The sequence below is a fragment of the Bacteroidales bacterium genome (genome assembly GCA_021648725.1).
In the GTDB taxonomy this organism is placed as follows: domain Bacteria; phylum Bacteroidota; class Bacteroidia; order Bacteroidales; family JAADGE01; genus JAADGE01.
The window spans coordinates 13336-38024 of record JAKISF010000012.1 but is presented as its reverse complement, the minus strand read 5'-3'; the positions used below and the strand labels follow the sequence as shown (position 1 = coordinate 38024).

The following is a 24689-nucleotide window of genomic DNA, read 5'->3' as shown; positions in this document are numbered from 1 at the left end:
ATATAATTTAGGCTATTTTGATAAAACTATTTTATTGCTTTCTATTTTATTGTTTTCTAAAAATATATTTATAAAATAAATACCTCTTTTAAAATCGGAAGTGTTAATTCTTACTTTATTCATTTTAAACAATCCTCGGCTTAAAATAACTTTACCGGAAATATCAAAAAGCAATAGGTATTCTGCATTTTTTATATTTTGAATTGTAAAATAGTCTTTTGCCGGGTTTGGATAAACAATAAAATCATAGATATCGTTTTTATTTACATTATTCGGAACACCGTATTCAAAACAACCCATATCCGGAGCATCTCCTTCATACGAAAAACCAATATCAGTACCGGCATCAATACATTCAGAAATTTCTTGAAGATGAAAGTTTCCGTTATTTGCATCAACAAATAAAGGATTAACATTAATATTATTTGCTCCGGAGCTTCCGTATTCCGGCATTATTAAGTTACAGTAATTTATTGTTGCTGTTGAACCGTCAGGAGTTACATATATATTATCTCCTTGTGTTCCTCCGTACATCGCAGAATTATTGTATGCAATACAATTTACAAAATCAATAACTCCGTTAACGATATAAACACCGCCGCCGTCACCGGTTACAGCCTGATTTCCGGTAATTGTACAATTTTTAAAAAATAAAGTGTTGCTAAAACCAAGCATATGAACTGCTCCGCCGTTTGAATACATTGTATAGTTGTCGGCAAAAAGACATCTAATCATTTTTGTGCCTACAACAGAATAAAATGAAATTGCTCCGCCGCCGTAAAGACAATCATTTCCGATAAATTCGCAATTTGTTATTTCGGTATTTCCGTCAGAAGTAAATTTAATTGCTCCGCCTTCTCCGTAGCAATGGTTTCTTATAAATTTTGTATCGCTGATTGAAGTAGCAGAAACTCCGCTGAGATTTCCGGTATTAATCGCATATATTGCACCTCCCATTCCGTTATCATTGCCTGTTGCATCATTATCGGCAAAAACACAATGAGAAATTACTGCATCTGAGCTAAACAAAGCTAAACCGCCGCCGTGAATATCAGGATAATCTGTTGCAGCACTTTTACCGTATTCAATTCTGCAATAAGTTAAATTTATAACGTCATTAATATCTGCAACATCAACTCTAATTCCTCCCCAGCCTGTTGCTTGATTATCCGTCGTAAAAAATATACTGTCTGTTTCGGTTCCTATTGCTTGCAAGTTCCCGAATATATTAAACTTATAATATCCTTGAAAATTAACTTCAACACCGGGTTCAATTGTTAAAACTTCACCTGCAAGTACTGTTATTTCTCCCGTAACATTGTAAGGTGAATTTGCTGCTGTCCATGTTCCCGATTGATTTCCGCTTACATTTGTTTGTGCGATAATATTTGCGGAAACTAAAACCGCAAATAAAAAAGTAAATAGTTTATTCATATTAATTAACTTTAGTCAGGCAAATATATAAAAAATAAACTTGTGTTAAAATATACACCGGTTACTTAAACTTATGCAATACTTTTTTGTATTTTTGAATTCTAAAAAATAAATATGCAGAAGAACTCAATACAAAATATTAAAGATTTATTTAATAATACATTTAATGAGCTGCCGACATCTGTCAAAAAATTACCGATTTCAGGTTCTTCAAGATTGTACTACAGAATAAAAAGTAAAGAACGTTCGGTAATTGCAACATACAATACCGACAAAAAAGAGAACATTGCCTTCATAAATATGTCAGAAGTATTTTTGAAAAACGGCATTAATGTTCCGAAGATATATGCAAAAGAACTTAATAATCACATCTATTTACAAGAAGATTTGGGAGATGTATCTTTATTTGATTTTTCACAAAAGTTAAGAAAAGGAGATATTTTTCCTGAAGAAGTAATTAATCTGTACAAAAAATCGATAAAACAACTTACCGAACTTCAAATTAACGGAAGTAAGAATTTAGATTTTTCGATTTGCTATCCTCGTGCTGCTTTTGATAAGCAATCAATAATGTGGGATTTAAACTATTTTAAATATAATTTCCTCAAATTTTCGGATGTTAAATTTGACGAGCAATTATTGGAAGATGATTTTAATAAATTAACAGAGTATTTATTGACCGGCGACACAAGTTTTTTTCTATACCGTGATTTTAAGTCATTAAATATAATGATTAAGGACAATGACGTTTATTTTATTGATTATCAGGGAGGTAGAAAGGGTGCTTTGCAATATGATATTGCTTCGATGTTGTATGAAGCAAAAGCTGATATTCCGAAAGGTGTCAAAACTGAATTGTTGAACTATTATATTGATTGTGTTGAAAAATTAATTAAAATTGACCGAAAAAAATTCAAAGAACTATACCGAGCATATATTTTGATAAGAATATTGCAAGCAATGGGAACTTACGGTTACAGAGGTTTATTTGAAAAAAAACAACATTATATTGACAGCATTCCTCCGAGATTAAAAAGTTTAAAAAAAATTATTAAAACTGTTGAAATACTTAATAATTTACCTGAATTAAAACGAGTTTTAACAGAATTGACCGTTTCTGAAAAATTAAACAACATAAAACAAAATGACAAACTAAAAGTAACTGTAAAAAGTTTTTCATACAAAAGAGGAATCCCTTATGATAATACCGGCAACGGCGGCGGACATGTTTTTGACTGCAGGTTTATTGATAATCCTGGCAGAATTGAAAAATACAAAAAACTTTGCGGAAAAGATAAAAAGCTTGTTGACTTTTTAGAAAATTTGCAGGAAACTCATAACTTCTTTAAAGCTGTAAAGCAAATTGTTTCTGCTTCGGTAAAAAACTACCAATCAAGAAGTTTCAAAAATTTAGCAATTAATTTCGGATGTACCGGAGGGCAACATCGTTCTGTTTATTTTGCTGAGAAAACTGCTTTATTTTTAAAAGAAAATTTTAATATTAATGTTGAAATTATTCACACCGAAGGATTTTAATATTATCTTTGGAATAAATTAACCAAATTTTAAAATTATGAAAGCAACTAAAATTTTAATTATCGTTATTTTTATTTCTGTTTTTTCGGGTGTAAATATTAATGCACAAAAAGTATTTTCTTGTGATTATAAAAGCGATGCTGACGTAAAAGTTTATGTAACCGACTACAAAAGTGATGCTGATTTAGTTGTTTATAAATGCAGTTATAAAAGTGATGCTTCGGGCAATGACGGAAAATGGTTTTTCGTAAAATACAAAAGTGATGCTGACAAAAAGGTATATTTTGTTGATTATAAGAGTGATGCAGATATAAAAATTTGGTTCAGCGATTATAAAAGTGATGCCGGTTGGAGAAGTTCATCGAAAAAACATTTGATGTATTAATCCTTTTTTTCGGAATAAATTAACTTACCTGTTGAAACAGTATCATTCAAAATAATTATATCGGGATTTCCGGAATAATAAACATTTCCTTGTCCTTTGATTGTACAATCTAATTTACTGTTTGCGACAACTTTACAATCTGCTTTTGAATCAGTATCAACCAGAACATTTTTTGCCGAAAGATTGCTTGCATCTACACTTCCTAAACTTGTGTTCCATAATCTTAAGTTCTCAACCTTGCCTTTTAAATTTATTTTTCCTCCGTTTAAATGTGTATTCCAATAATAAAATGTTTTGCAATTTAAATTCAAATCAGCTTCGTTATATTTTGAATTTATTATCAGCCCGATTTCACTGTCGTTATTAAGTTCTGTTTCAGATATAACTTTTGATGCCTCATTTAAACGAATTCTGCTTATTTCGTTAATCGTAATAAAAACAAAAATATCTTTCTTATTCGGTTTTGAGAATTTACATTTATGTTCATTTTGCAAAAACAACGAATTATCTTTAACTTCAAAAGTTGTTGAGTTTACAAAATTTTCATAGCCTTCAATTCGAATTTGATTAAATGTATCTTGTATTAAATAAATTGTAAAAATGTCATTTACGAATAATGTATCAAACTCATTAAGAGAACTTTCAACAACAATTTCTTTTCCTGCATTGCTTAAGCAATCATCTGCTTTCCTGCAAGAAAATAACAAGCTGATTATGAGCAATATGTACAAAAAACATTTCATTTTAATTCCAATAATAACCCAGTCCTATTTCCATAACATCCAAAACTACGATATTTGATTTCATTGCCATATTAACAAAGAAATGATCTGAAATTTTATATCTGATAATTCCTCTGTTATACATTTTGTGATGATTTAATTTATCGGTCAGCAAAATATAGAAACCTTCTTGAATTCCTAATGATAGTTTCCCGATTAATAATTCTTGCGAAAAATGGATTCCGGTTTTGTATTTATATAAATCTTTAATATTCGTAATTTCTTCTTTAAACATTTCATCGGGTACGGAAGAATCATAGAATAAATCTGCACCGCTTCCTAAACTTACTTTATGCCCTAAAATTCGTTTATATTCGAAAGATAAGGAAGCGGCAAAATATGTTTTTTCTGCAAAACGGCGTGTATGTTTATTTGCTCCGGCAAGAATAAATGCAAATTGGTTTTTATCTTTAAAAACAGGCACCGGCTCAACATTTTTCTCAGTTGATTTTCCTATCTGAGCATCAATTCCCAGCATAAAATCCCACAAATTAAGACCAATATTGGGTTCTTCCAAATTTGCATTTGAAAGATGATTAAAAACCGTTCCCGCCGTCAATGAAATATTTTTATAAATTAAGTATGAAGCAGTAAGTTCGGTATTAAGCCAAATATTAAAATGCGAACCGACTGCAATATTTTTATAATTTGAATCAAAATCAAACTTTTTACTTACATAAGTTAATCCTACGCCTAAATTATATTCAATTTTAATTTTTTGCTTATTTAACAGATTAAATCTGATGTAAGGATTTACGGCAGTTGCATTTCCGAAAACATCATCATTTCCCAAACTTGTGTGTATAAAAGATATTCCTATTGAAGGATATTTATAAACTCTTTGCCAAAGTTTATTACCGTAAAGTTCTTTGTAAACATCAAATTCAAAGGCAGTTATATTGTTATTTGTTAAATAAGAAACAAAGCCGTATTCAGGCAATAAGAAACCATGCAAATAATTAATTCGGATATGAGAATCGTTAAAAAAAGTATTTTGAGAAAAACTTGCTTTTGGAAACAGCAAAAAAGTTATTACCAGAATTTTTATAATATGTTTTGAGGTCTTTTTCACAAACTATTTCTTCCAATCTAATAAACGTTGTTCTCCTTTCAGCTGTCTTAATTCGGTAATATCCTGACTTACTTCAATTGTACCTTTGTATTCTCCTTTATTATTTCTTAGTGCATAATATTCGATTAAAATAAATCGTCCTTTCATTTGAATCCAAAATCTTGCTTTATCTTTTTTTCCGGTTTTAAAAGAATCAACAATTTCATCAACAATATGAACACTTTCGTGCGGATGACAATTTTGAACCGTTCTGCCGATTATTGCTTTTGAACGTGTAAAAAAACGATGTTTCGGATTTGAAAAAAAACGAACAGTATCATCCTCATCAACAAAAGTAATATCAACCGGCAAATGATTAATCATCATTTTTATTTGCTCATGACTTAATATTCCTGTCTCTAAATCGGCAAAAAGATTTCCTAATTTTGAATAATCAGTTGTTTGTATTTCTTCTTTAACTATAATATCAGGTTTTTCGGGAGTTTTTATAAATGCAAAACCAATTTCAAAACTTTGCAACAGCATTTCGTTAAATTCTTTTTTGCTGAAAAGTTCAAGAGCAAAGGGATGCAAAATATGTTCTTCTCTGAAAATAACAGGAATAACCGCAAAGAAAAATCTTCCGGTTTCTTTGTTTAGCAATTTCAAATCAGGTTTTTTGCCTTCTAATATTTCAATATTTTTATTTATGCTGTCACGAATTTCATCATGGAAAGCCCACATTACTTTTAGACAAGTATGGTTTTCGTATTTTTTTTCAAAATACGAGAAAAATATATTTTCTTTTTTAGAGTAATGCTTCTCAAATTCCTGAAATTTAACAAAATATGATTTTAGTTGTTCTTTTGTTTCAGATAAAGCATTCGGGCTTTTATTTATCTTTTTCAGAAGTTCTTTAATATTTTTTAAAATCTTTTCGGCTTCTCTGTTTTCCTTTTCAAGAAAATATAAAAAGCTGTTTCCTTCAATTTCAGTTCTTTTCAATTTTTTAAGGGGTTCATAAAAAATATTCAAAATTTTACCGATGTTTTCCTTTACAATTTCAACATTGTATTTTTCAATTAACTTATCGGTAACAAAAATAACATCTTCGGCTGTTAAATTATCAATTGCTGTTTGATAGCGTTTTATGTAATCTTTTCGTTTTCCGCCGTTAATTATTCCTACTGAAAAAGCAATTAATTCTTCTCTTCTTACAGCAATATTATTAATAAACTCAGACATGTTTTTTTTCTCAAAATTAAAATAAATTGCAGGATTCTCAAATTTAGAAGTATTAAGTTTTAATGATACTTTATTATTTATAGTTTTGTGTGTTCAAACAAGTTAATAATGAGCATACAATCAAACATTAAAAAAATAAAATCGCAAATACCTGATAATGTGAAACTTGTTGCGGTTTCAAAAACAAAACCGAATGAAGATATAATGCAGGCATACAACATCGGGCATAAAATTTTCGGTGAAAACAAGGTTCAAGATTTAACGGAAAAATATGAAAGATTGCCGAAAGATATCGAATGGCATTTTATAGGTCATTTGCAAAGAAATAAAGTGAAATTTATAGCTCCGTTTGTTTCTTTAATCCATGCTGTTGACAGTTTAAGGTTATTGAAGAAGATTAATGAGGAAGCAAAAAAAAATAACAGAACAATAAATTGTTTGCTGCAAATACACATTGCGGAAGAAGATACTAAATTCGGTTTAAACAAAGATGAAGTTGAGCAAATATTAGAAAACCCGGAATTTGACAAATTGCAAAATGTAAAAATTTCCGGTTTAATGGGAATGGCAACTTATACAAAAGACAAATCGCAAATAAAAAAAGAATTTAAGTTTTTAAAGAATTTATTTAAGAATATTAAAGCAAAATATTTTTCTGATAAAGAGAGTTTTACAGAGATTTCAACGGGGATGTCGGGAGATTATGAAATTGCAATTGAAGCAGGTTCAACAATAGTAAGAATCGGAAGTACAATTTTCGGTGCAAGAAATTATTGATTATTTTTTTGCCGGTTTTCATTTCTTTATTTGCATTTTCCGAGGCCACTTTTTGGATTATTCAAAAAAAAATAAGAACTTGGTAATATAATTCTTAAATCTTGAACAATGAAAAAACTTGTATTAATAAACATAATCACCTTATTATCAGCAAGTTTTTGTGCGGCACAAGTTGATGAAGATGGATTTTCTTCTAAAATAGCACCTGATAATACCCTTCTCAAACCGGGAGAAAAGTACACAAATGTGCTGAAGTTTATCGAATTTGACGATAATTATGATTATGCATATAGTGTTTTTGAAACAGAAGCGGGCGATACAGTAACATTATATCATAACGACCCTATTGATGGAAAATATAAGGGGCAACTGTTAGAAGTTACATGGGAAATAGGCACCTACTACGAAGCAGGAGAAAGTGAAAAAGAATATTATCATGAACACCTGATTTCTTTTGAAGTTAAATAAATGATTAAACAGTTGTTCGCCTTAGGATATGCCTGTTATTTATTTTCAATTTGGTTAATTGCCTCCAAAGCACGTTTTTGGTATTTTCCGTTTTTAAATACAATTTGATTTAAAAGTGATAAAGCTTCATTTTCTTTTCCTTGATTAATAAGAATTATTGATTTATACCATTGTGCATCTTCAACATATTTATTTATGTCGCCGTTAATTATCTTATTAAATCTTGTGACTGCAGTATTATATTTTTTCAAGTAATAATAAGACATTCCTGATTTATAAACAATTTCGTAATCTTCCGGTTTATAAGTTAAGTATTTGTTAAATTCTTCAATTGCTTCTTCATAGCTTTTAACATCATAAGACAATAAACCGCTGTTTCTCATGCTCAGATAATTAATTCCTGCTGCCGGTTTTGTTTCATTACTGCCCGATGTAATACCTCTTTTCGTGAAACCGAACATTGATTTTGCACTTTCTTTTTTTGACCTGTCTTCTTCTATATCAGCTTTTTCGTCAGTATCATTCGGTTGTTCTTTTCTTTTTCTGTCAGTATATGAAGCAATAACAACTTCGTCAGTTTCTGTATTTATATTTTCACCGACTGTTTCTTCTGTATAAACATATTCAGTTTCGGCATCTTCAACAATTCCCCCTTTATCTGTTATTGCCAGGTTGGTTTGTTCGATATAAGTATCTTCACTTGCTGTTATATCAACTGTTTCTTCATTCTTTTCCGCTGAAACGGTATTGACATCTTCTGAAATTGAGCTTTCTGTTTCTTTAAGTTCGTCAATAGCTTCCGATTCTGTTGTTAATTCAGCTTCTCCCGGCAAAGCCTCGTTTATTAATTCTGATTGTGCAAGATTGTCAGAACTTTTATCTGCAAAATTATTAATTACATAACCTATTGTTATCAACAATGCAACAGAGGCAGCAATTGAAAATATTCTTTTTACGTTAAATTTATTTGATGAATTTGCAGGTATCTTAAATTTTTCTTGGTTAATTCGGGTATCAATTTTATCATTTAGGGAAGAAATAATAAGAGTTAATTTCTCAATATTTTTCATATTTGATAATCCCTCAATTTCATCATTACACACCTCACAGTCAGCTAAATGAATCTCAACCTTTCGGTTGTCTTCAATGAACAAACTACCTGACACGTACTCAATCATCTCATTTTTAGTAAGACATGTACTTCGGGCGAATATTTTATTGAAATTGGGATTCATTGAGCGAGTAAGATAAAAATTAGTATTATGGCTGATATTCCTGCTTTTGTTAATATGTTTTTTAGGTTTCTTTTTCCGTTTTGTATATAACTCTTTACTTTTTTTAACGAGTAATTTGTAATTTTTTCAATTTCCGAATATGATTTTCCTTCAATATAGAACAATTTAACACATTCTTGCTGTTCTTTATTTAATTGAGAAACAGCATCTTGAATAGTTTCAATTTTCTTTTCTTCGATATCATTTCCCATAAGATGAGAATTCATATCATTTTCCATAAAATTCTCTGAATCTTTTTTAAGTTCTTGTCGGTTTTTTAAAATAGTTTGTTGCTTTCGTAAAAACATTAAACAATGATTGCGAGTAACCATATACAGCCATGATTTAAAGTTATCTACTTTATGATTTTGCAAGTCTTTAAATAGTTTTTCAAAAATTTGCATAACACTGTCTTTGCTTTCAGCTTCGTTTTTTAGATATTTCATGGAAACCAAAAACACAAATTGAGTGTAGCGTTTATATAACTCGCCGATAATTTCTTTATTGCCGTTTTCTTTGTATAAAGAAACTAAGTTATTATCAGATATTTCAGTTAGCTTACCCAAATATTTTATGTTTTGAAAAAGAAATACAAATTTAAGAAATTTTAGTTAAAATTGAACAAATAAGTTAATTTTGTGAACTAATTGATATAAGCTCAAATTTTGATGATAAAGAATTACTTATCTCTTGTAAAATTCAGTCATACTATTTTTGCAATGCCTTTTGCAATTATCGGTTTTTTTCTTGCTGTTAAAACAACCGAAACAAACCTTTTTTCAAATGAAGGTATTAAGATTTTAATTTTAGTGTTATTAGATATGGTTTTTGCAAGAAATGCTGCTATGGGTTTTAACCGATGGTTAGACAGAAAAATTGACGCAAAAAACCCCAGAACTGTTATTCGAGAAATTCCTTCCGGTAAAATAAAAGCCGAATATGCTTTATGGTTTGTAATTATCAATTCAGTTTTGTTTTTAATTGCAACATTTTTTATTAATATGTTCGTTTTTATGCTTGCTCCGGTTGCATTAATTGTGGTTCTCGGCTACAGTTATACAAAAAGATTTACGGCATTAAGTCACTTTGTTTTAGGGCTGGGGCTTTCATTGGCTCCGGTAGGTTCATATTTAGCCGTTACCGGTGAATTTTCATTACTTCCTGTTTTATTTTCATTAACAGTATTATTTTGGACGGCAGGTTTTGACATTATTTATTCCCTTCAAGACGAGGAATTTGACAAAAAAGAAAAATTGAAATCAATTCCTGCTTTTATAGGAAAAAAGAATGCTTTAAATCTTTCAATTTTGCTGCATCTCATTACTGCCGGATTTATTATTTGGGCAGGAATAATAGGTGCCGATTTTTTGGGAATTTGGTATTGGGCGGGAGCATTCTTTTTCGGTTCTTCGTTATTTTATCAACATATTATTGTAAAAACTAATGATTTAAGTAAAGTAAACTTATCATTTTTTACGGTGAACGGAATTGCAAGTGTTATTTTTGCTGTTTTTACGATTGTTAGTTTGTATATCGGTTAAGTTTTTTCTTTTTTTACAGCATAGGTAATTAGAAGTTGAGCCTTCAATTGTGTATTTTCAAGTTTCGAGGTTTCAACCTCGATTGTTTTTTGTAACTTCCGAAGCAGTATTGTGTTATGTTTTGTTTTGCATTTTACCGCAGTTTGTTTTGCTTTGATAAAAATAATGAAAAATTTGTAAATATTATAAAAATAACTTTACAATATAACAACGGATGCAAACCGTTTGCCGAACCGAGTACAGCCTTAATTGAACATGATAAATGCTGTCGCATTTAAGCAACTGCAAGCTACTGTTTATTGCCGAAGCAGCGAAGACGCTATTCCGAACGGCTTTGTCTATTTATTGTTTTGCTCAAGTAGGCAAGCGGAATTTTACCGCAAGCCTCTCACAGAACCGTGCTTGAAAGTCTCCCCTCACACGGCTCTTCTTATTCAATCATAAATTATATCCGGCTTTCCAATGTGCAAATAGTGTTGGTTTAGATAGTTTTATCTTATGCAACAATTTAAATGCTCTTCGGAAACTCCACTTTAAACGTTTGTATTTATTTAATAACCATTTCGCTAAACGTCTGTGAAGTCTGCGTAAAGTACGATTTAATTCCCATTTCCTGTATTTGCCGTAGTAATTTATCCAACCTCTGATTTTCGGATTTAACAGTTCTGCTATATCTTCTGTCTTTGCGGTTTGAAACTGAATCCAAGAAAATCAAACTTTACATTCTCGAACTTCTCTTTGCGTCTGTAATCCTTGCAATAGGCTATCTTTGTTTTCTTTTCATGCAATTGTAATTTGCATTCTGAAACTCTTTCATTTATTGCTTTTAAGACTGCATCGGCTTCGGATTTTGTTCTGCAATGTATAATCGCATCATCGGCATAACACACAAATCTTATTTGCAGATACTTTATTGACAGCCATTTATCCAAAACATAGTGGAGAAACAAATTGGCAAGTAAAGGACTGATTACTCCGCCTTGTGGTGTGCCTTTTCCTTGTTTTTCAATTAGTTTTCCACTATCCGGATAATTATCAATCAACTCTTGTTTTATAATCTTTTTGTATTCTTCTGTATAATTAATTTCAAAAATAGGCTTACTTAATTTTCTTACATGTTTGCATTTATGCAGATAAAATCTACAATTATGAAAAAGTGCAGTTTAGCATCATATTCTTAATATGCAATGCCGGTCGAAAACAAATAACACAGAGAAATAATAAATTTTTCTGTTTAAAGTTTGAAATCCAAAAAATATTAGTTGTTTTGCAATAATGGTGTTAAACAACATGTTTATTAAAAATATACAGCTATAATATGGATTGTGAAAAAGATCAAATACAAAAAATAGAAAGAACTTTAAAATTTATTTCAGAACAAAAAATAAGTGCCGAAAAAAATGCTTTCCTTAATGCACTGTCAATATTCTTATCTAAGTTATTTGATGCTGATTATGTTTTAATCGGTAAATACTCATCAAAAGAACCGGAAATAACGGAAACGGTTTCTTTTTGTAATTCCTCAGGAATAACAGAAAATATAAATTACAAATTAGAAGGAACGCCTTGCAAAAAAGTTTTAGAAGGGCAATTTTACTGTTTTGACTCAAATGTCACAAAACTATTTCCTGATGACCTTTTATTATTAAAAATGCAAATAAACAGCTACATCGGAATTTCGTTACAAAGTTCTGAAAATAATACTATCGGATTAATTTCGATACTGTTTAAAGGAAAAATAGAAAATAAAAAAACTATTGAATCAGTTCTGAGAATAACAGCAATACGAGCATCACAAGAGTTAGAAAAAATTATTTTAAAAACAAAGTTAAAACAATCTTATAAAGATATTGAAAAGAAAAATAAACTGTTAGAAGAATTTAATAATAAATTAGAATTTGATATAAAAAAAAGAACCAAAGAGCTTTTTGAAAGTGAGGAGAAATTTAAAAAGTTAATCGATTCATTTATTGATCCTATTTATATTACATCTTCCGATTATAAGATAAGTTACCAAAATGAAGCAATGAAACGTTTAACAAACGGAGATAAAAAAGATGAAAAATGTTACAAAGCGATATATCATTTAAACGAAAAGTGTGAGTGGTGTATTTTTGAAAAATTAAAAAAAGAAAAAATAATTACTTATGACTTAAAAGACAATTTAAGAGATAAATTCAGAACAATAAATAATATTCTGTTAGACAATGATTCTAAGATGTCAGTATATCACGACATTACTGACAGAAAAAAAGCAGAAATTGAATTAAAAGAAAGTGAGGAAAAATTCAAAGCTATTACAAACTCGGCAAATGATGCCATAATTTTAATAAATAACGAAGGTAAAGTTGAATTTTGGAATAAAGCAGCACAAAAAATATTCGGTTATACCGAAAAAGAAATAATTAACAAACACTTACACAGCATTTTACCTCTTTCCAAATACAAAGAAGTTGCAAATAAAGCATTTGAGAAATTCAGACATACAGGAGAAGGCAATGTAATAAATAAAACAATAGAACTTCAAGCAGTACGAAAATCCGGCGAAACTTTTCCTATAGAATTATCTTTATCAGCAATTAAAATAAAAGACTTATGGAATGCCATAGGAATTGTAAAAGATATTACAGAACGAAAAAAAACAGAACAAGAAATTTTAAAATTATCAACCGCAATAGAACAAAATCCGTTAACAATTGCAATTACTGATACAGCAGGAAACCTTGAATACGTAAATCCGAACTTCACAAAACTTACAGGTTACGGCAAAGAAGAAGTATTAGGGAAAAATCCCAGAATATTAAAAACAGACAAAACAAAAAAAGAAACTTATACAGACTTATGGCAAGCTATTACAAAAGGAAAAATATGGAAAGGAGAACTAATAAATAAGAAAAAAGACGGAACTCATTTTATTGAGAAAGCAATTATATCACCTATAATTAACGATGCGAATGAAATTACAAATTACATAGCAATAAAAGAAGATATTACCGAGCAGAAAAAAGTTAAACAAGCATTAATTGACAGTGAAGAAAAATTCAGAGCAATAACCGAGCAATCATCAGAAGGAATTACTATTGCAGATACAAAAGGGAATTATGTCTTCGTTAATTCTACATTTTGTAAAATAACAGGATATTCTGAAAAAGAGCTTTTGAGCATGTCTGTTTTTGATATGAAAAAAAATAAAGAAAACTCAAATTTCGCTGAAAAAATAGGCGAAAGCGGATACTCATTTGAAATAGAACTAAAACGCAAGAACGGCTCAAGCTATACTGCAGAAATAACAGGCGACACAATAAATGTAGGAGAAAAACAGCTTATAATGGGAATTGTAAGAAATGTCACAAATCGTAAAAAAAACGAAAAAGCATTAACAGACAGCGAAAAAAAATACAAAACATTAGCTGAAAATGCAATTATGTCAGTTGTTATTCATGATTTTAACGGAAACATTAAATATGTTAATTCAAAAACACTTAAGACATTCAAAATTAAAGATGCTAAAATTATTAAAAATACAAATGTTCTGCAATTTGTTCATCCCGATTACTCAGAACATGCAAAGAATGCATTAAACAGTATTATGCAAAAAAATACAGATCACCATTCCGAACAAAAATTCATAAGAATTGACGGAGAAATTATAGACGTTGATGTTTACGGAAAAATGATTATGTATGAAGGCGAAAAAGCAATTCAAATTACATTTACAGACATAACCGAAAGAAAAAAAGCAGAACAAGCCCTTAAAATTGCAAAACAACAAGCAGAAGAATCAAATCGTTTAAAAAGTGAGTTTTTAGCAAATATGAGTCATGAAATAAGAACACCCTTGAATGCAATAATCGGGTTTTCTGAAATACTAATTAATAAACTTACAGATAAAAAACATATCTCATTTACTGAAAATATTGCTTTAAGCGGGAACAATTTATTAAAACTTATTAATGACATCCTTGATTTATCTAAAATAGAGGCAGACCAATTAAAAATTGAAAATGCAGCTTGTAACATCGAAGACATTATAAATAAAATACCCGTAATTTTCTCCGAACTTGCTGAAAAGAAGAAAATACCGATAAATATAGATATTGCTGATAACATACCCCGAATAATAAAACTTGATGCTCTGCGTTTAGAACAAATTCTTATTAACTTGGTAAATAATGCTCTTAAATTTACGGAAAAGGGCTCAGTATCAATAATACTAAAAGGCAAACAAAGTTCTGATTTAAACAAAAAAAACAAATTTAATCTGATTATTGAAGTAAGAGACACAGGAATAGGAATACCGGCAGATCAAATATCTGCTATTTTTGAAAGTTTCAGGCAAGTTGAAGGTCAAAGCACAAGAAAATACGGAGGAACAGGATTAGGACTTGCAATTTCAAAAAGATTTGCCGAATTGATGAACGGAAATCTCACCGTAAAAAGTTCTGTCGGCATAGGTTCTGTTTTTACCTTAGAGTTAAAAAATATTGAAATTATTGAAAATAATCCAAAAAAAACTGAACGCAATAATTTACGAAATAAACCTTTAAAACAATCTTCAATTCTTCATGTAGAAGACATTGACTTTAACAAAGAACTTATTTCATTGTTTATTGAAGACGACAATATAAAAATAATTGAAGCCTCAACCGGAAACGAAGCTCTTGAAAAACTTGAAACATTTATTCCCGATATAATTCTTATGGATATTCAATTACCGGGATTAAACGGCTATGAAACAGCAAAAATAATAAGACAAAATAATAAATTTGATAAAACCCCCATTATTGCAATTACCGCAAATGCAATAAAAGAAGAAATTGACATGTACAGTCACGTCTTTGATGAATATATTACAAAACCCGTAAGCGGAAAATCATTCAGAAAGATTATTTCAGAATATCTAAAGTAAACCTGCCTTCAAATACAAATTGAACAGGTCCGGTTAACCAAATATCAACATATTTGTTATCTTTTTTATTAAAACTTACTTTTAATTTGCCGCCTTTTGCATGCAGTAAATATTCTCCGGAAGTATTACCGTTTAAATTTGCAAAAGAAAGTGCCGATGCAACCGCACCGGTTCCGCAAGCAAAAGTTTCAGCTTCTACACCTCGCTCGTAAGTCCTGATATTTAGCGTGTTATCATTATTAACTTTTATAAAATTAACATTAATTCCTTCCTTTTTATATGTGTCTGAATATCTTATTTCTCTGCCTTCCCTAAACACATCCTTTTTAGCAATATCATTTTCAAACTTTATGTAATGGGGTGAACCGGTGTAGCATATATAATCTTCTCCTGCTTTACTGATATTTTCAACATCTGTCATTTTTAACTTAACCGAATTTCCGTCATAAATATATGCCTCATGAACGCCGTCAGAAGCCAAAAATTTCGCATAATTATTAATTAGCCCAAGTTTTTCGGCAAATGCAACAATACACCTTCCTCCGTTTCCGCACATTGTGCCTCCGCTTCCGTCAGAATTATAATAATCCATTTCAAAATCGTATTCATGATGTTTTTTTAATATCATTAATCCGTCAGCACCTATCCCGAAATTTCTGTCACATATTTTTTGAATGTCACTTTTTGTAAAGTTGAAAATCGTATCATTGAAATTATCAATTAACACAAAATCATTTCCTGCACCGTGATACTTATAAAACTTAAACATCTTAAAAAAATAAATTACAAAAGTAAAATTAAAGAATAAAATGTAACTTTTCGGCTTCTTTTTCGTTTTATTTTTTTAAAAACATGAAATATTGTCAGCTATATTTATTCCGGTAAATATTTTGATATTTTAAATTCCGCAAACAAACAACAATTTAAAACTGACATTTTACAAATAAAACATATATTATTATTTATATTTTTTCGTTTTAAAAAGGTTATTAATCATTAAAATTCAAGAAAATGAAAGCAAAAAAAGTTTTAAGTGTTTTTTTAGTTGCTTTAATCGGAGGATTTACGGCATACGGTATAAGTTGGTTTTTCAGCGAAAAACAATTTATTCGGCAGGCAGAAGTCAGTAATGTCGTTCCCGTAAATAATATTCAAAGCAGTATTGTTACTACCCTGCCCGATTTTACCGTTGCAGCGGAAAAAACAGTTAATGCTGTTGTTCATGTTAAAACTACATACGCCCAAAATAACAGACAGCCTTCAATATCAGATTTCTTTTTCGGAGATCCTTTCGGAGGAAGCCCATACGGACACAGAATGCCGCAAATGGCATCAGGTTCAGGTGTAATTATGTCGGCAGACGGTTATATCGTTACAAATAATCATGTTATTGAAAATGCAAATAATATTGAAATTGTTTTAAATGACAACAGAACATTCAGTGCAAAACTTATAGGAAGAGACCCCGCAACTGATATTGCATTAGTAAAAATTGAAGCTGAAAATTTACCGACAATTCCTTACGGAAATTCAGATGCTTTAAAAGTGGGGGAATGGGTTTTGGCGGTAGGAAATCCTTTTAATTTAACCTCAACGGTTACGGCAGGTATTGTAAGTGCAAAAGAAAGAAATATTAATTTACTGAGGCAAAAACAGCAATATGCAATTGAATCATTTATTCAGACTGATGCTGCTGTTAATCCCGGTAACAGCGGCGGTGCATTAGTTAACACAAACGGAGAACTTGTAGGCATTAACACTGCAATAGCCTCACAAACAGGCTCATACACAGGCTACTCTTTTGCTGTTCCGGTAACTATAGTCAAAAAAGTAGTTTCTGATTTAATGGAATACGGAACCGTTCAAAGAGCTTTGCTCGGAATAAATATTAAAGATGTTGATTCAAAAATTGCAGAAGAATTAGATTTAGAAAAACCAGAGGGTATTTATGTTGTAAATGTTAATACCGGAAGTGCCGCCGAAGATGCAGGTATCAAAATTAAAGATGTTATTATTAAAATAAATGAAACAAAAGTTGAGAAAGTTTCTGAATTACAAGAACAAATAAGCAGGTTCAGCCCCGGAGATAAAATTGATGTTTGGGTGTTAAGAAATAATAAGTTGAAAAAATTCTTAGTTGAACTTAAAAACAGTTTAGGAACAACAGATGTTGTAAATAAAAACATTATTGATGTTTTGGGTGCCAGTTTTACAGAAATTTCTGACTCACAAAAAAAAGATTTAAATATTGAATCGGGTGTGGTTGTTACAGACCTTCAAGCAGGAAAATTAATGAGAGCAGGTGTAAAAGAAGGTTTTATTATTACACATATTAACAGAGACCCGGTTGATTCGCCTAAAGAAATAGAAGATATTTTAAAAAATATTCACGGAGGAGTTTACATTCAAGGTATTTACCCTAACGGTGAAATTGCATATTATGCATTCGGAATGGAATAGCACACTAATTTACAAGACATTAAAGACGACAACAATTATTTGCTGTCGTCTTTTTTTAATCTGTTGTACTTTATTCCTCCGGAAGTAATAAATGCCGTAATATATTTTACCGGGGTAACATCAAACGCAGGATTATAGGCTTTTGAATTCGGAGATGCAATTCTTACGGTATGAATTTTTCCGTTTTCATCTTCTCCGGAAATGTACAAAAGCTCATCTTCGTCTCGTTCTTCAATAGGAATTTCATTTCCTGTTAATATTTCTTTATCAAATGTTGAATTCGGTGCTGCTATATAAAAAGGAATATTAAATTCTTTTGCTAAAATTGCTTTTTCAAGAGTTCCTATTTTATTTGCCGTATCTCCGTTTTTTGCAATTCTGTCTGCACCGGTAATAACAATATCAATTTTTCCTTTCTGCATTAACATTGCCGCAGCATTATCTGCAATAATTACATGCGGAACTCCGGCTTTTTGAAGTTCCCATGCGGTTAATTTTGCTCCTTGATTTCTGGGACGTGTTTCGTCAACATAAACAAATACTTTTTTTCCGGATTTATGAGCAAAAATAATAGGAGCTAATGCAGAACCGTACTCAACAAGTGCCAGCGGTCCGGCATTGCAATGTGTTAATATTCTTGAACCGTCACTTATTAATTCGTTTCCGTTTATTCCTATCAGGTATCCTGCTTCCGAGGTTTCATCTGCAATTAAGTGTGCTTCATTTTCTGCTTCTTCTGTTGAGATTAATGCTTTATTATAAACCCTGTTAACTGCTGCAAATAAATCTTGTGCCGTGGGTCTTGTTTCTTCAATTTCTTTTTTTGCTTTTAATAAGAATTCATTAAAATTCTCTTTCGGAGCTTCGTAAGCAGCCTGCATCATTGCAAAACCGGCAGTTGCTCCTATTGACCCTGCACCTCGGGTAATCATCTTAACAATTGCAACGCAAGTTGCTCTGTATGAATCTGATATAAAAACATCTTCTTTAAACGGAAGTTTTGTTTGATCTATTAAAAATACTTTATTTTTTTCTGCCCAAACAGCTCTGTTCAACTTATTTTTTTGCATCTTTTTTTCTTTCTAAAAATATTTCTTCAAGCGAATTGCGAAGTTCGGTAACAGAAACGTCTTTTTTAAATTTTGAATCTTGAAAAAGCGAAATACTTCCGTTTTCTTCCGACACAACAATTACTACAGCATCTGTTTGCTCTGTAATTCCCATTGCGGCTCTGTGCCTTAAACCAAAATCTTTAATATTAAAATTTTGCTCGGAAACCGGCAAAATACAACCGGCTGCAATTATTTTATCTTTTTTTATAACAATTGAACCGTCATGTAACGGGCTGTTTTTAAAAAACAGATTTTCAATTAATTGCGAGCTTGTATCTGCATTAATTTTTATTCCGGATTCAATAATTGATAAAAGTTCAGATTGTACGGCTATTGTAATTAAAGCTCCTGTTTTTTGCTTAGAAAGATTAGAGCAGGCTTTTACTATTGACCAAACTTTAACTTCAATTTCATCATATTTAATAAAAGGCAATAATTTATTAAATGAAAACTCAAGTTTTGAGAAATATTTGTTGGTAAACATCATAAAAAACTTCCTGACTTCTTGCTGGAACACAATTAGCAGTGCAATAACCCCTACGCCCATTACATGACCGAGAATTGTACTTATTAACTTCATATCTAAAGCTTGTACAACAAGCCAAATAAGATATAAAACGGCTATTCCTATAAATATTTTTATTGCTGCCGTTCCTTTTATCAAGAAATAAATTTGATAGAGCAAAAATGCAACTAAAAGTATATCAATTATATCCGTTATGCCAATATCAAGAAATTCGATAGTGTTCAGTTTTAATATTTATATTTACGGCTAAATTATTAAATTAATCCGATTTATTAAAAACTCAGTTTAAAAGTCGCCTAAATGTAATTTATAATATACTTCAATAAGTTGCTTTGTTTCTTTTACATCATGAACTCTTAAAATATTTGCTCCTTTCAGCAATGCAGTCATATTTAACGCAATAGTTCCGGGCAAAACGTCTTCCGGGCTTAACTCTAATAATTTATAAATCATAGATTTTCTTGAAATTCCTGCCATAACCGGACAATCAAGAATTTTAAATTTATCAAGTTCGTTTAATATCTGATAGTTTTGATTTAAAGTTTTTCCGAAACCGAAACCGGGGTCAACAATAATATCGTTTATACCTATTTTGTTTGCTTTAAATATTTTTTCGGCAAAGAATTTTATAATATCGTTTAATAAATCATCATATTGAGTGTTTTTTTGCATAGTTTGAGGAGTTCCTTGCATGTGCATAATAATGTACGGAACATTTTTTTCGGCAATAAGGGAAAACATTTTTTCGTCTGAATTTCCGGCTGAAATGTCATTAATCATTGCAACGCCGTAATCTTCTATTGCAATTTTTGCGATTTCGGCTCTGAAAGTATCTAAAGATACAATTTGCTCAGGATATTCTTTTTGTAGATAGTTTAATGCAGGTAATAATCTTTTTAATTCTTCATCTTTTGAAATATGTTTTGCTCCGGGCCGAGATGAATATGCTCCCACATCAATAAAATCTGCACCTTCCGAAATCATTTCATCTATTCTTCTGTGTATTTCGCCGGATTTATTGTATTTCCCTCCGTCATAAAATGAATCAGGGGTAATATTTAATATTCCTGCAATTTTCGGTTTTGAAAAATCTGTTAACTTTCCTTTACAATTTATTGTCATTAAAAACTATTTTCCTATTAATACAAAAGGTGACCAGAAAAAAGGATGTGCAAAATCTCCTCCGTTATTTATCATATCTATTTTTGCCGCATGTAAAGCTCCGGTTTTATCATCTTCATTTTCAAGCAAGTTCTTGTAAAAATCGATCATTAATGTACTTGTTGAATTATCGGAAACTTTCCAAAGCGAAACAATTGTATTGTCTGAACCTGCATACAATAAGGCTCTTGACAAACCTATAATTCCTTCGCTTTTTGAGATTTTACCCAAACCGGTTTCGCATGCTGAAAGCACCGTTAAATCAGCATCCAACTCCAAATTATAAATTTCTCCGGAATACAGGACACCGTCATTATCAGCATCTTCCGGATAAAAAATCAATCCTGATAATTTGGGTTCATAAGTGTTAACAATTCCGTGAGTTGCTATATGAATATATTTGTAATCTTTTAAGTTTGCATTTTTTAAGAATGTTTCTGTTGCTTGTTTTTCAATTACAGAAAGTGCTTGTTTTTTATTTTTTTTAAATATTCCGGCAATTTCTGTAATTTCGTTTTTACTTCCCGGTAAAGGTGTAACTTTTATATTGTTAATACTCATTGCTGATACATTATCAAACACGGGTGCAATTCCGATCCAAGCTTTTTTGTTTCCTCTTTTTTTCTTATTTGTAAGGGACTTTATAAGTAAGCCGGCTGAATAGGCATAGTTTATTTGATATTTTTTGATTAAAAACGGATATTCTTTGTAGTTTGTAATATCTCCTTTGTACTCTTCCGTAATGAGTGCTTCAAAAGGAATCATACTTATTAAACCGTCTGGTATTACAGTTATTTTTGTTAAATCTTCCGGAAATTTATCCGGAAAAAACAGATTATAAAAATAATTTGCTGATTCCAGATAGTTACTAAAATCTGCTTGATAGCCTGATGTTATATATTTGTTAAAATCTTTAACCTTTTGTTCAAAGTCTTCCGGTTTGTCAACGGAACTTAAACTTATTTTCTCATCGGTAATCGTGAAAATTAATATAAAGTCTTCGCCTAAAAAATATGATCTTACAATTTGATCTTTCTTTAAGTTTGACTTAATTTCTTTTACATTTATATCAACACTTTTATATTTAGTTCGAAAGTACTTCGGATAATCTCGCTCTATTCTTGCGTTTAGCTCTCTTAAATCTTTGTTTAACTCAAATAATATGTCCCTGAATTTATCTGCTGTTATAACATCTGCAGATTCTGCCAAACTTCTCTCAGCAGTTGAAATTTCTCTCTTTAATTCCTTTTCTTTTGAAATTATATCTTTTGAAATTCCGGCAAAATTTTTCACATCAGAAGAAGATATAGCTTGTGAAAGTATTATAGATTTATTTTTTTCAGCAAAACTGAACATACTCTCATATATTTTCTGCTTATCTTTTTCTTTTTCAGTCTCATCTGCCAACTGTTTAAAAACAACAATCACATCTTCATATATTTTTCTTGTTTGATTACCTAAAAATATTTTATCTGATTCTTTAAACGCTTGTTTCCTTGCAACAGAGATTACCGAATCGCACAGTATATATGTTTCTTTAGAAAACTCTAAATCGCTTATTAAAGAATCTTTCAAATATAATGCTTCTAAAACACCGGCTTTTCCTTCTAATGAGTTTAACAGTTTATTTATATCCAAATAATAATCAATTCGGGGATTTTCAAACAAGTTATCATGATTGGGGTTAAAGCCGGGAACATTTGCAGTTAAACTTTTTTGATAAAATAAAAGAGATTTGTCAAATTTTTCTTTTTTTCGATATAAATCGGCAACATTAAGATACATCCTTACAAGACCCGCAAATTTATTTCCGTAATTATTTTCTAAGATTGCAATTGCTTTCAAATAATTTTCTAATGCTTTATTATACTCTTTTCTGTTATAATAATTAACACCTATGTTGTTGTAATATGTCGCAAGTTCAGGATGATTATTCCCGAAATTTGCAGTTTTTATTTTTACTGCTTTTTGATAAAATTTTAAAGATGATTCATGCTTATTCTGAAATTCAAGAATAAAACCTATGTTATTACAAACTCCCGCAATATCGGGATGGTTTTCTCCGAGAACATCAATTTGAATATCATACGCATCTTTAAAATAAATTAAAGCCTTTTCATATTCTTGTTTTTTGTTATAAACATTACCCATACCTATTAAATCTTTTGCAACCGAAATATGTTTCTGCCCGAAATTAGATTTATTAATTTTTATTGATTCATTAAAAAAGTCAAGTGCTAAGTTATTTTGTCCTTTTTCTAAATATACATTTCCTTTTCCGCTGTATATTTTTGCAATTCTAACATCATTTTTTCCGTACGCTTTTAATATAAGTTCTAATGCCTTATCAAAAAATTGTATTGCTAAATCATACTGTCCTTTCGCCTTATATATATTTGCAATATTGCTGTATGCAACTTCCAAAATGGGATGATTGTCTCCTACAAGTTCTTTTTTTATAGTTAAATCTTTTTTATAGTTTAATAAGGCAGAATCTAACTTCCCAAGCTCTGAATATGAATTACCTATATTCCCGTATAAATTAGACTTTAAAAAAAGATTGGGTTTTTCAAGCTCCTCATTTAACTCTAATGATTTTAGATATAATAAAACGGCATCTTTATGTTTTCCTTTTGATGCTTCAACTTTTCCTTGACCGTTTAAAATATTAACAAGAAACTGGTTGTTCTGACCATATTTTTCAACAGATAATTTTTGGATTTCGTCTAATATTTCCTCGGCATCTTTAAATTTATTTCTCATTATAAATATATCGGCAACAGAATATTTACATTGAATGTAATTACCTGTATAATGCCCATATTTTTTAAAAAGTTCAGCCGCTTTTTCAAAAAATTGTTCGGAATTTGTTAAGTCGAATTTTTGTTTTGCTTCATTTGCTTGATTAAAAAAATTGACAGCCTTATTATAATCTTCTTTATCTGTTTGTGAAGATATTTTTAGGACAAATAAAAACATAACAACAAAAAAAATGCTCGTAAATCTCATATTAATTATTTTCATTAAATTAATAAATTTTTCGATTTTTACAGGTAAATTGAAAACCTGTTGATATTAAAAAAGTGATTCAAATTAAAAAGTAAAAATAAGATTTTTTTCAATTATTTTTTCTCTTTTAAAAAATTATTATGTTTGTTGCTTTACAAAATAACAGAAAGGCTGAATAAAACAATGCAAAAATTAGATATCAAAAAGATAATCAGAGGACAAGAAAATAAGATTGTAAGGAAATTACCTAATTTTATTATTAATTTTTTAAAAAAGTCATTTCATCAAAAAGAAATTAATGTTGTTCTGAGAAAAAATGAACATAATTTCGGAATTGATTTCGTAAGAGGAGTGGTAAAACACCTGAATTTAAAAACAAAAACTTACAATGAGGAAGCAATTCCTTCTGAAGGGAAATTTATTTTTGCCGGAAATCATTCTCTCGGAGGTGTTGATTTTGCTGTTTTGATTGATAAAATATATGAAAAGTTCAAGGATATAAAAATTCTGGCTAATGAAATGTTTTTATTTGTTGAAAATACAAAAGAACTGTTTTTGCCTGTAAGCATTTTAAAAAGCAATGAAAAACACAAAAAAGATGCTATTGAAGAACATTTAGCAAAAGATGACGGTCATTTATTAATCTTTCCTGCCGGCAAAGTTGCCAGAAAAATTAAAGGAAAAATGGATGACGGACCTTGGCACAGAAGTTTTATAAGAAATGCGATAGAACACAAAAGAGATATAATCCCGATTTTTATAGGCGGAGAAAATTCAAAGAAGTTCTATCGTCTTGCTAAAATAAGAAAATTTTTCAGAATAAAAGCAAATTTAGAATTATTCTTATTGCCGGGAGAGGTGTTTAAGCAAAAAAATGCTACGATACCGATTGTTTACGGCACGCCTATTCCTTATACAACATTTAACGATTCAAAAACTCATATTGAATGGGCACAGGAAGTTAAAAAAATTGTTTATAATCTTGAAAAAAAGTTTTTACTGAAAGAAATTCATTAAAG

20 protein-coding genes are annotated in these 24689 nt (G+C 30.1%); 8 read left to right on the top strand and 12 right to left on the bottom strand.

Features of this window, described 5'->3' with window-relative positions:
* Positions 1 to 12: 12 nt before the first annotated feature.
* Positions 13 to 1434: a T9SS type A sorting domain-containing protein gene (locus L3J35_06405; GenBank protein ID MCF6365820.1), complete on the bottom strand. Its 1422-nt coding sequence runs from the start codon at positions 1432 to 1434 to the stop codon at positions 13 to 15.
* A 114-nt stretch (positions 1435 to 1548) separates the two neighbouring features.
* On the opposite strand from L3J35_06405, the gene L3J35_06400 reads away from it, so the two are divergent.
* Both L3J35_06400 and L3J35_06395 read left to right on the top strand, forming a co-directional pair.
* Entirely contained in the window at positions 1549 to 2970 is a 1422-nt protein-coding gene (locus L3J35_06400) for a phosphotransferase (protein ID MCF6365819.1), read from the top strand.
* A 37-nt stretch (positions 2971 to 3007) separates the two neighbouring features.
* Entirely contained in the window at positions 3008 to 3355 is a 348-nt protein-coding gene (locus L3J35_06395) for a DUF6150 family protein (protein ID MCF6365818.1), read from the top strand.
* On the opposite strand, the gene L3J35_06390 is transcribed toward L3J35_06395, so the two are convergent.
* The 3 genes from L3J35_06390 to L3J35_06380 are packed head-to-tail and all read right to left on the bottom strand — an operon-like array spanning position 3352 to position 6433.
* Positions 3352 to 4098 carry a DUF2807 domain-containing protein gene (locus L3J35_06390; protein MCF6365817.1) on the bottom strand — a complete coding sequence of 249 codons (747 nt, stop codon included), beginning with the start codon at positions 4096 to 4098 and terminating at the stop codon, positions 3352 to 3354. The genes L3J35_06395 and L3J35_06390 overlap by 4 nt on opposite strands.
* A gap of 1 nt (position 4099) precedes the next feature.
* A complete protein-coding gene (locus L3J35_06385; GenBank protein ID MCF6365816.1) occupies positions 4100 to 5209 on the bottom strand; it encodes an acyloxyacyl hydrolase in 1110 nt (369 codons plus the stop codon).
* 3 nt (positions 5210 to 5212) lie between these two features.
* Positions 5213 to 6433, bottom strand: a complete 1221-nt coding sequence (locus L3J35_06380) for a PAS domain-containing protein (GenBank protein ID MCF6365815.1) — start codon at positions 6431 to 6433, stop codon at positions 5213 to 5215.
* A 108-nt stretch (positions 6434 to 6541) separates the two neighbouring features.
* Here L3J35_06380 and L3J35_06375 point away from each other — a divergent pair, with 108 nt between their 5' ends.
* Entirely contained in the window at positions 6542 to 7210 is a 669-nt protein-coding gene (locus tag L3J35_06375; protein MCF6365814.1) for a YggS family pyridoxal phosphate-dependent enzyme, read from the top strand.
* Positions 7211 to 7318: 108 nt separating this feature from the next.
* The gene (locus L3J35_06370; GenBank protein ID MCF6365813.1) at positions 7319 to 7678 is read left to right on the top strand and encodes a hypothetical protein; all 360 of its coding nucleotides are present in this window, start codon (positions 7319 to 7321) and stop codon (positions 7676 to 7678) included.
* Between the two features lie 35 nt (positions 7679 to 7713).
* Here the strand turns inward: L3J35_06370 and L3J35_06365 are convergent, their stop codons facing one another.
* Positions 7714 to 8856, bottom strand: coding sequence for a hypothetical protein (locus L3J35_06365; GenBank protein MCF6365812.1), 1143 nt, complete (start codon positions 8854 to 8856; stop codon positions 7714 to 7716).
* Positions 8857 to 8909: 53 nt separating this feature from the next.
* Positions 8910 to 9518 (bottom strand): sigma-70 family RNA polymerase sigma factor, encoded by a 609-nt coding sequence (locus L3J35_06360; GenBank protein MCF6365811.1) that lies wholly within the window; start codon positions 9516 to 9518, stop codon positions 8910 to 8912.
* 102 nt (positions 9519 to 9620) lie between these two features.
* Here L3J35_06360 and ubiA point away from each other — a divergent pair, with 102 nt between their 5' ends.
* On the top strand, positions 9621 to 10493 hold the full coding sequence (gene ubiA / locus L3J35_06355) for a putative 4-hydroxybenzoate polyprenyltransferase (protein MCF6365810.1): 873 nt from the start codon (positions 9621 to 9623) through the stop codon (positions 10491 to 10493).
* 668 nt (positions 10494 to 11161) lie between these two features.
* On the opposite strand, the gene L3J35_06350 is transcribed toward ubiA, so the two are convergent.
* Entirely contained in the window at positions 11162 to 11548 is a 387-nt protein-coding gene (locus tag L3J35_06350) for a hypothetical protein (GenBank protein ID MCF6365809.1), read from the bottom strand.
* Positions 11549 to 11811: 263 nt separating this feature from the next.
* On the opposite strand from L3J35_06350, the gene L3J35_06345 reads away from it, so the two are divergent.
* Positions 11812 to 15402, top strand: a complete 3591-nt coding sequence (locus L3J35_06345; protein ID MCF6365808.1) for a PAS domain S-box protein — start codon at positions 11812 to 11814, stop codon at positions 15400 to 15402.
* Here L3J35_06345 and dapF read toward each other — a convergent pair.
* Entirely contained in the window at positions 15380 to 16171 is a 792-nt protein-coding gene (gene dapF / locus L3J35_06340; protein MCF6365807.1) for a diaminopimelate epimerase, read from the bottom strand. The two genes, L3J35_06345 and dapF, sit on opposite strands and share 23 nt — an antisense overlap.
* A gap of 242 nt (positions 16172 to 16413) precedes the next feature.
* Here dapF and L3J35_06335 point away from each other — a divergent pair, with 242 nt between their 5' ends.
* Positions 16414 to 17862, top strand: a complete 1449-nt coding sequence (locus L3J35_06335) for a Do family serine endopeptidase (GenBank protein ID MCF6365806.1) — start codon at positions 16414 to 16416, stop codon at positions 17860 to 17862.
* A gap of 35 nt (positions 17863 to 17897) precedes the next feature.
* Here the strand turns inward: L3J35_06335 and mtnA are convergent, their stop codons facing one another.
* From mtnA to L3J35_06315, 4 genes are all read right to left on the bottom strand, one after another.
* Complete coding sequence (gene mtnA, locus L3J35_06330; GenBank protein MCF6365805.1) at positions 17898 to 18932, bottom strand: S-methyl-5-thioribose-1-phosphate isomerase; 1035 nt, start codon at positions 18930 to 18932, stop codon at positions 17898 to 17900.
* Complete coding sequence (cdaA, locus tag L3J35_06325) at positions 18919 to 19659, bottom strand: diadenylate cyclase CdaA (GenBank protein MCF6365804.1); 741 nt, start codon at positions 19657 to 19659, stop codon at positions 18919 to 18921. The genes mtnA and cdaA overlap by 14 nt, the downstream gene beginning before the upstream one ends.
* A 126-nt stretch (positions 19660 to 19785) precedes the next feature.
* The gene (gene folP / locus L3J35_06320; GenBank protein ID MCF6365803.1) at positions 19786 to 20622 is read right to left on the bottom strand and encodes a dihydropteroate synthase; all 837 of its coding nucleotides are present in this window, start codon (positions 20620 to 20622) and stop codon (positions 19786 to 19788) included.
* 6 nt (positions 20623 to 20628) lie between these two features.
* Positions 20629 to 23685: a CHAT domain-containing protein gene (locus L3J35_06315; GenBank protein ID MCF6365802.1), complete on the bottom strand. Its 3057-nt coding sequence runs from the start codon at positions 23683 to 23685 to the stop codon at positions 20629 to 20631.
* Between the two features lie 168 nt (positions 23686 to 23853).
* On the opposite strand from L3J35_06315, the gene L3J35_06310 reads away from it, so the two are divergent.
* Positions 23854 to 24687, top strand: coding sequence for a 1-acyl-sn-glycerol-3-phosphate acyltransferase (locus tag L3J35_06310; protein MCF6365801.1), 834 nt, complete (start codon positions 23854 to 23856; stop codon positions 24685 to 24687).
* Positions 24688 to 24689: the final 2 nt, after the last annotated feature.

What these genes read in the sequence shown, in the direction of transcription:
- L3J35_06405 (MCF6365820.1), bottom strand. Translation starts at nt 1,434, where the DNA reads ATGAATAAACTATTTACTTTTTTATTTGCGGTTTTAGTTTCCGCAAAT.
- L3J35_06400 (MCF6365819.1), top strand. Translation starts at nt 1,549, where the DNA reads ATGCAGAAGAACTCAATACAAAATATTAAAGATTTATTTAATAATACA.
- L3J35_06395 (MCF6365818.1), top strand. Translation starts at nt 3,008, where the DNA reads ATGAAAGCAACTAAAATTTTAATTATCGTTATTTTTATTTCTGTTTTT.
- L3J35_06390 (MCF6365817.1), bottom strand. Translation starts at nt 4,098, where the DNA reads ATGAAATGTTTTTTGTACATATTGCTCATAATCAGCTTGTTATTTTCT.
- L3J35_06380 (MCF6365815.1), bottom strand. Translation starts at nt 6,433, where the DNA reads ATGTCTGAGTTTATTAATAATATTGCTGTAAGAAGAGAAGAATTAATT.
- L3J35_06375 (MCF6365814.1), top strand. Translation starts at nt 6,542, where the DNA reads ATGAGCATACAATCAAACATTAAAAAAATAAAATCGCAAATACCTGAT.
- L3J35_06370 (MCF6365813.1), top strand. Translation starts at nt 7,319, where the DNA reads ATGAAAAAACTTGTATTAATAAACATAATCACCTTATTATCAGCAAGT.
- L3J35_06365 (MCF6365812.1), bottom strand. Translation starts at nt 8,856, where the DNA reads ATGATTGAGTACGTGTCAGGTAGTTTGTTCATTGAAGACAACCGAAAG.
- ubiA (MCF6365810.1), top strand. Translation starts at nt 9,621, where the DNA reads ATGATAAAGAATTACTTATCTCTTGTAAAATTCAGTCATACTATTTTT.
- L3J35_06345 (MCF6365808.1), top strand. Translation starts at nt 11,812, where the DNA reads ATGGATTGTGAAAAAGATCAAATACAAAAAATAGAAAGAACTTTAAAA.
- dapF (MCF6365807.1), bottom strand. Translation starts at nt 16,171, where the DNA reads ATGTTTAAGTTTTATAAGTATCACGGTGCAGGAAATGATTTTGTGTTA.
- L3J35_06335 (MCF6365806.1), top strand. Translation starts at nt 16,414, where the DNA reads ATGAAAGCAAAAAAAGTTTTAAGTGTTTTTTTAGTTGCTTTAATCGGA.
- mtnA (MCF6365805.1), bottom strand. Translation starts at nt 18,932, where the DNA reads ATGCAAAAAAATAAGTTGAACAGAGCTGTTTGGGCAGAAAAAAATAAA.
- folP (MCF6365803.1), bottom strand. Translation starts at nt 20,622, where the DNA reads ATGACAATAAATTGTAAAGGAAAGTTAACAGATTTTTCAAAACCGAAA.
- L3J35_06315 (MCF6365802.1), bottom strand. Translation starts at nt 23,685, where the DNA reads ATGAAAATAATTAATATGAGATTTACGAGCATTTTTTTTGTTGTTATG.
- L3J35_06310 (MCF6365801.1), top strand. Translation starts at nt 23,854, where the DNA reads ATGCAAAAATTAGATATCAAAAAGATAATCAGAGGACAAGAAAATAAG.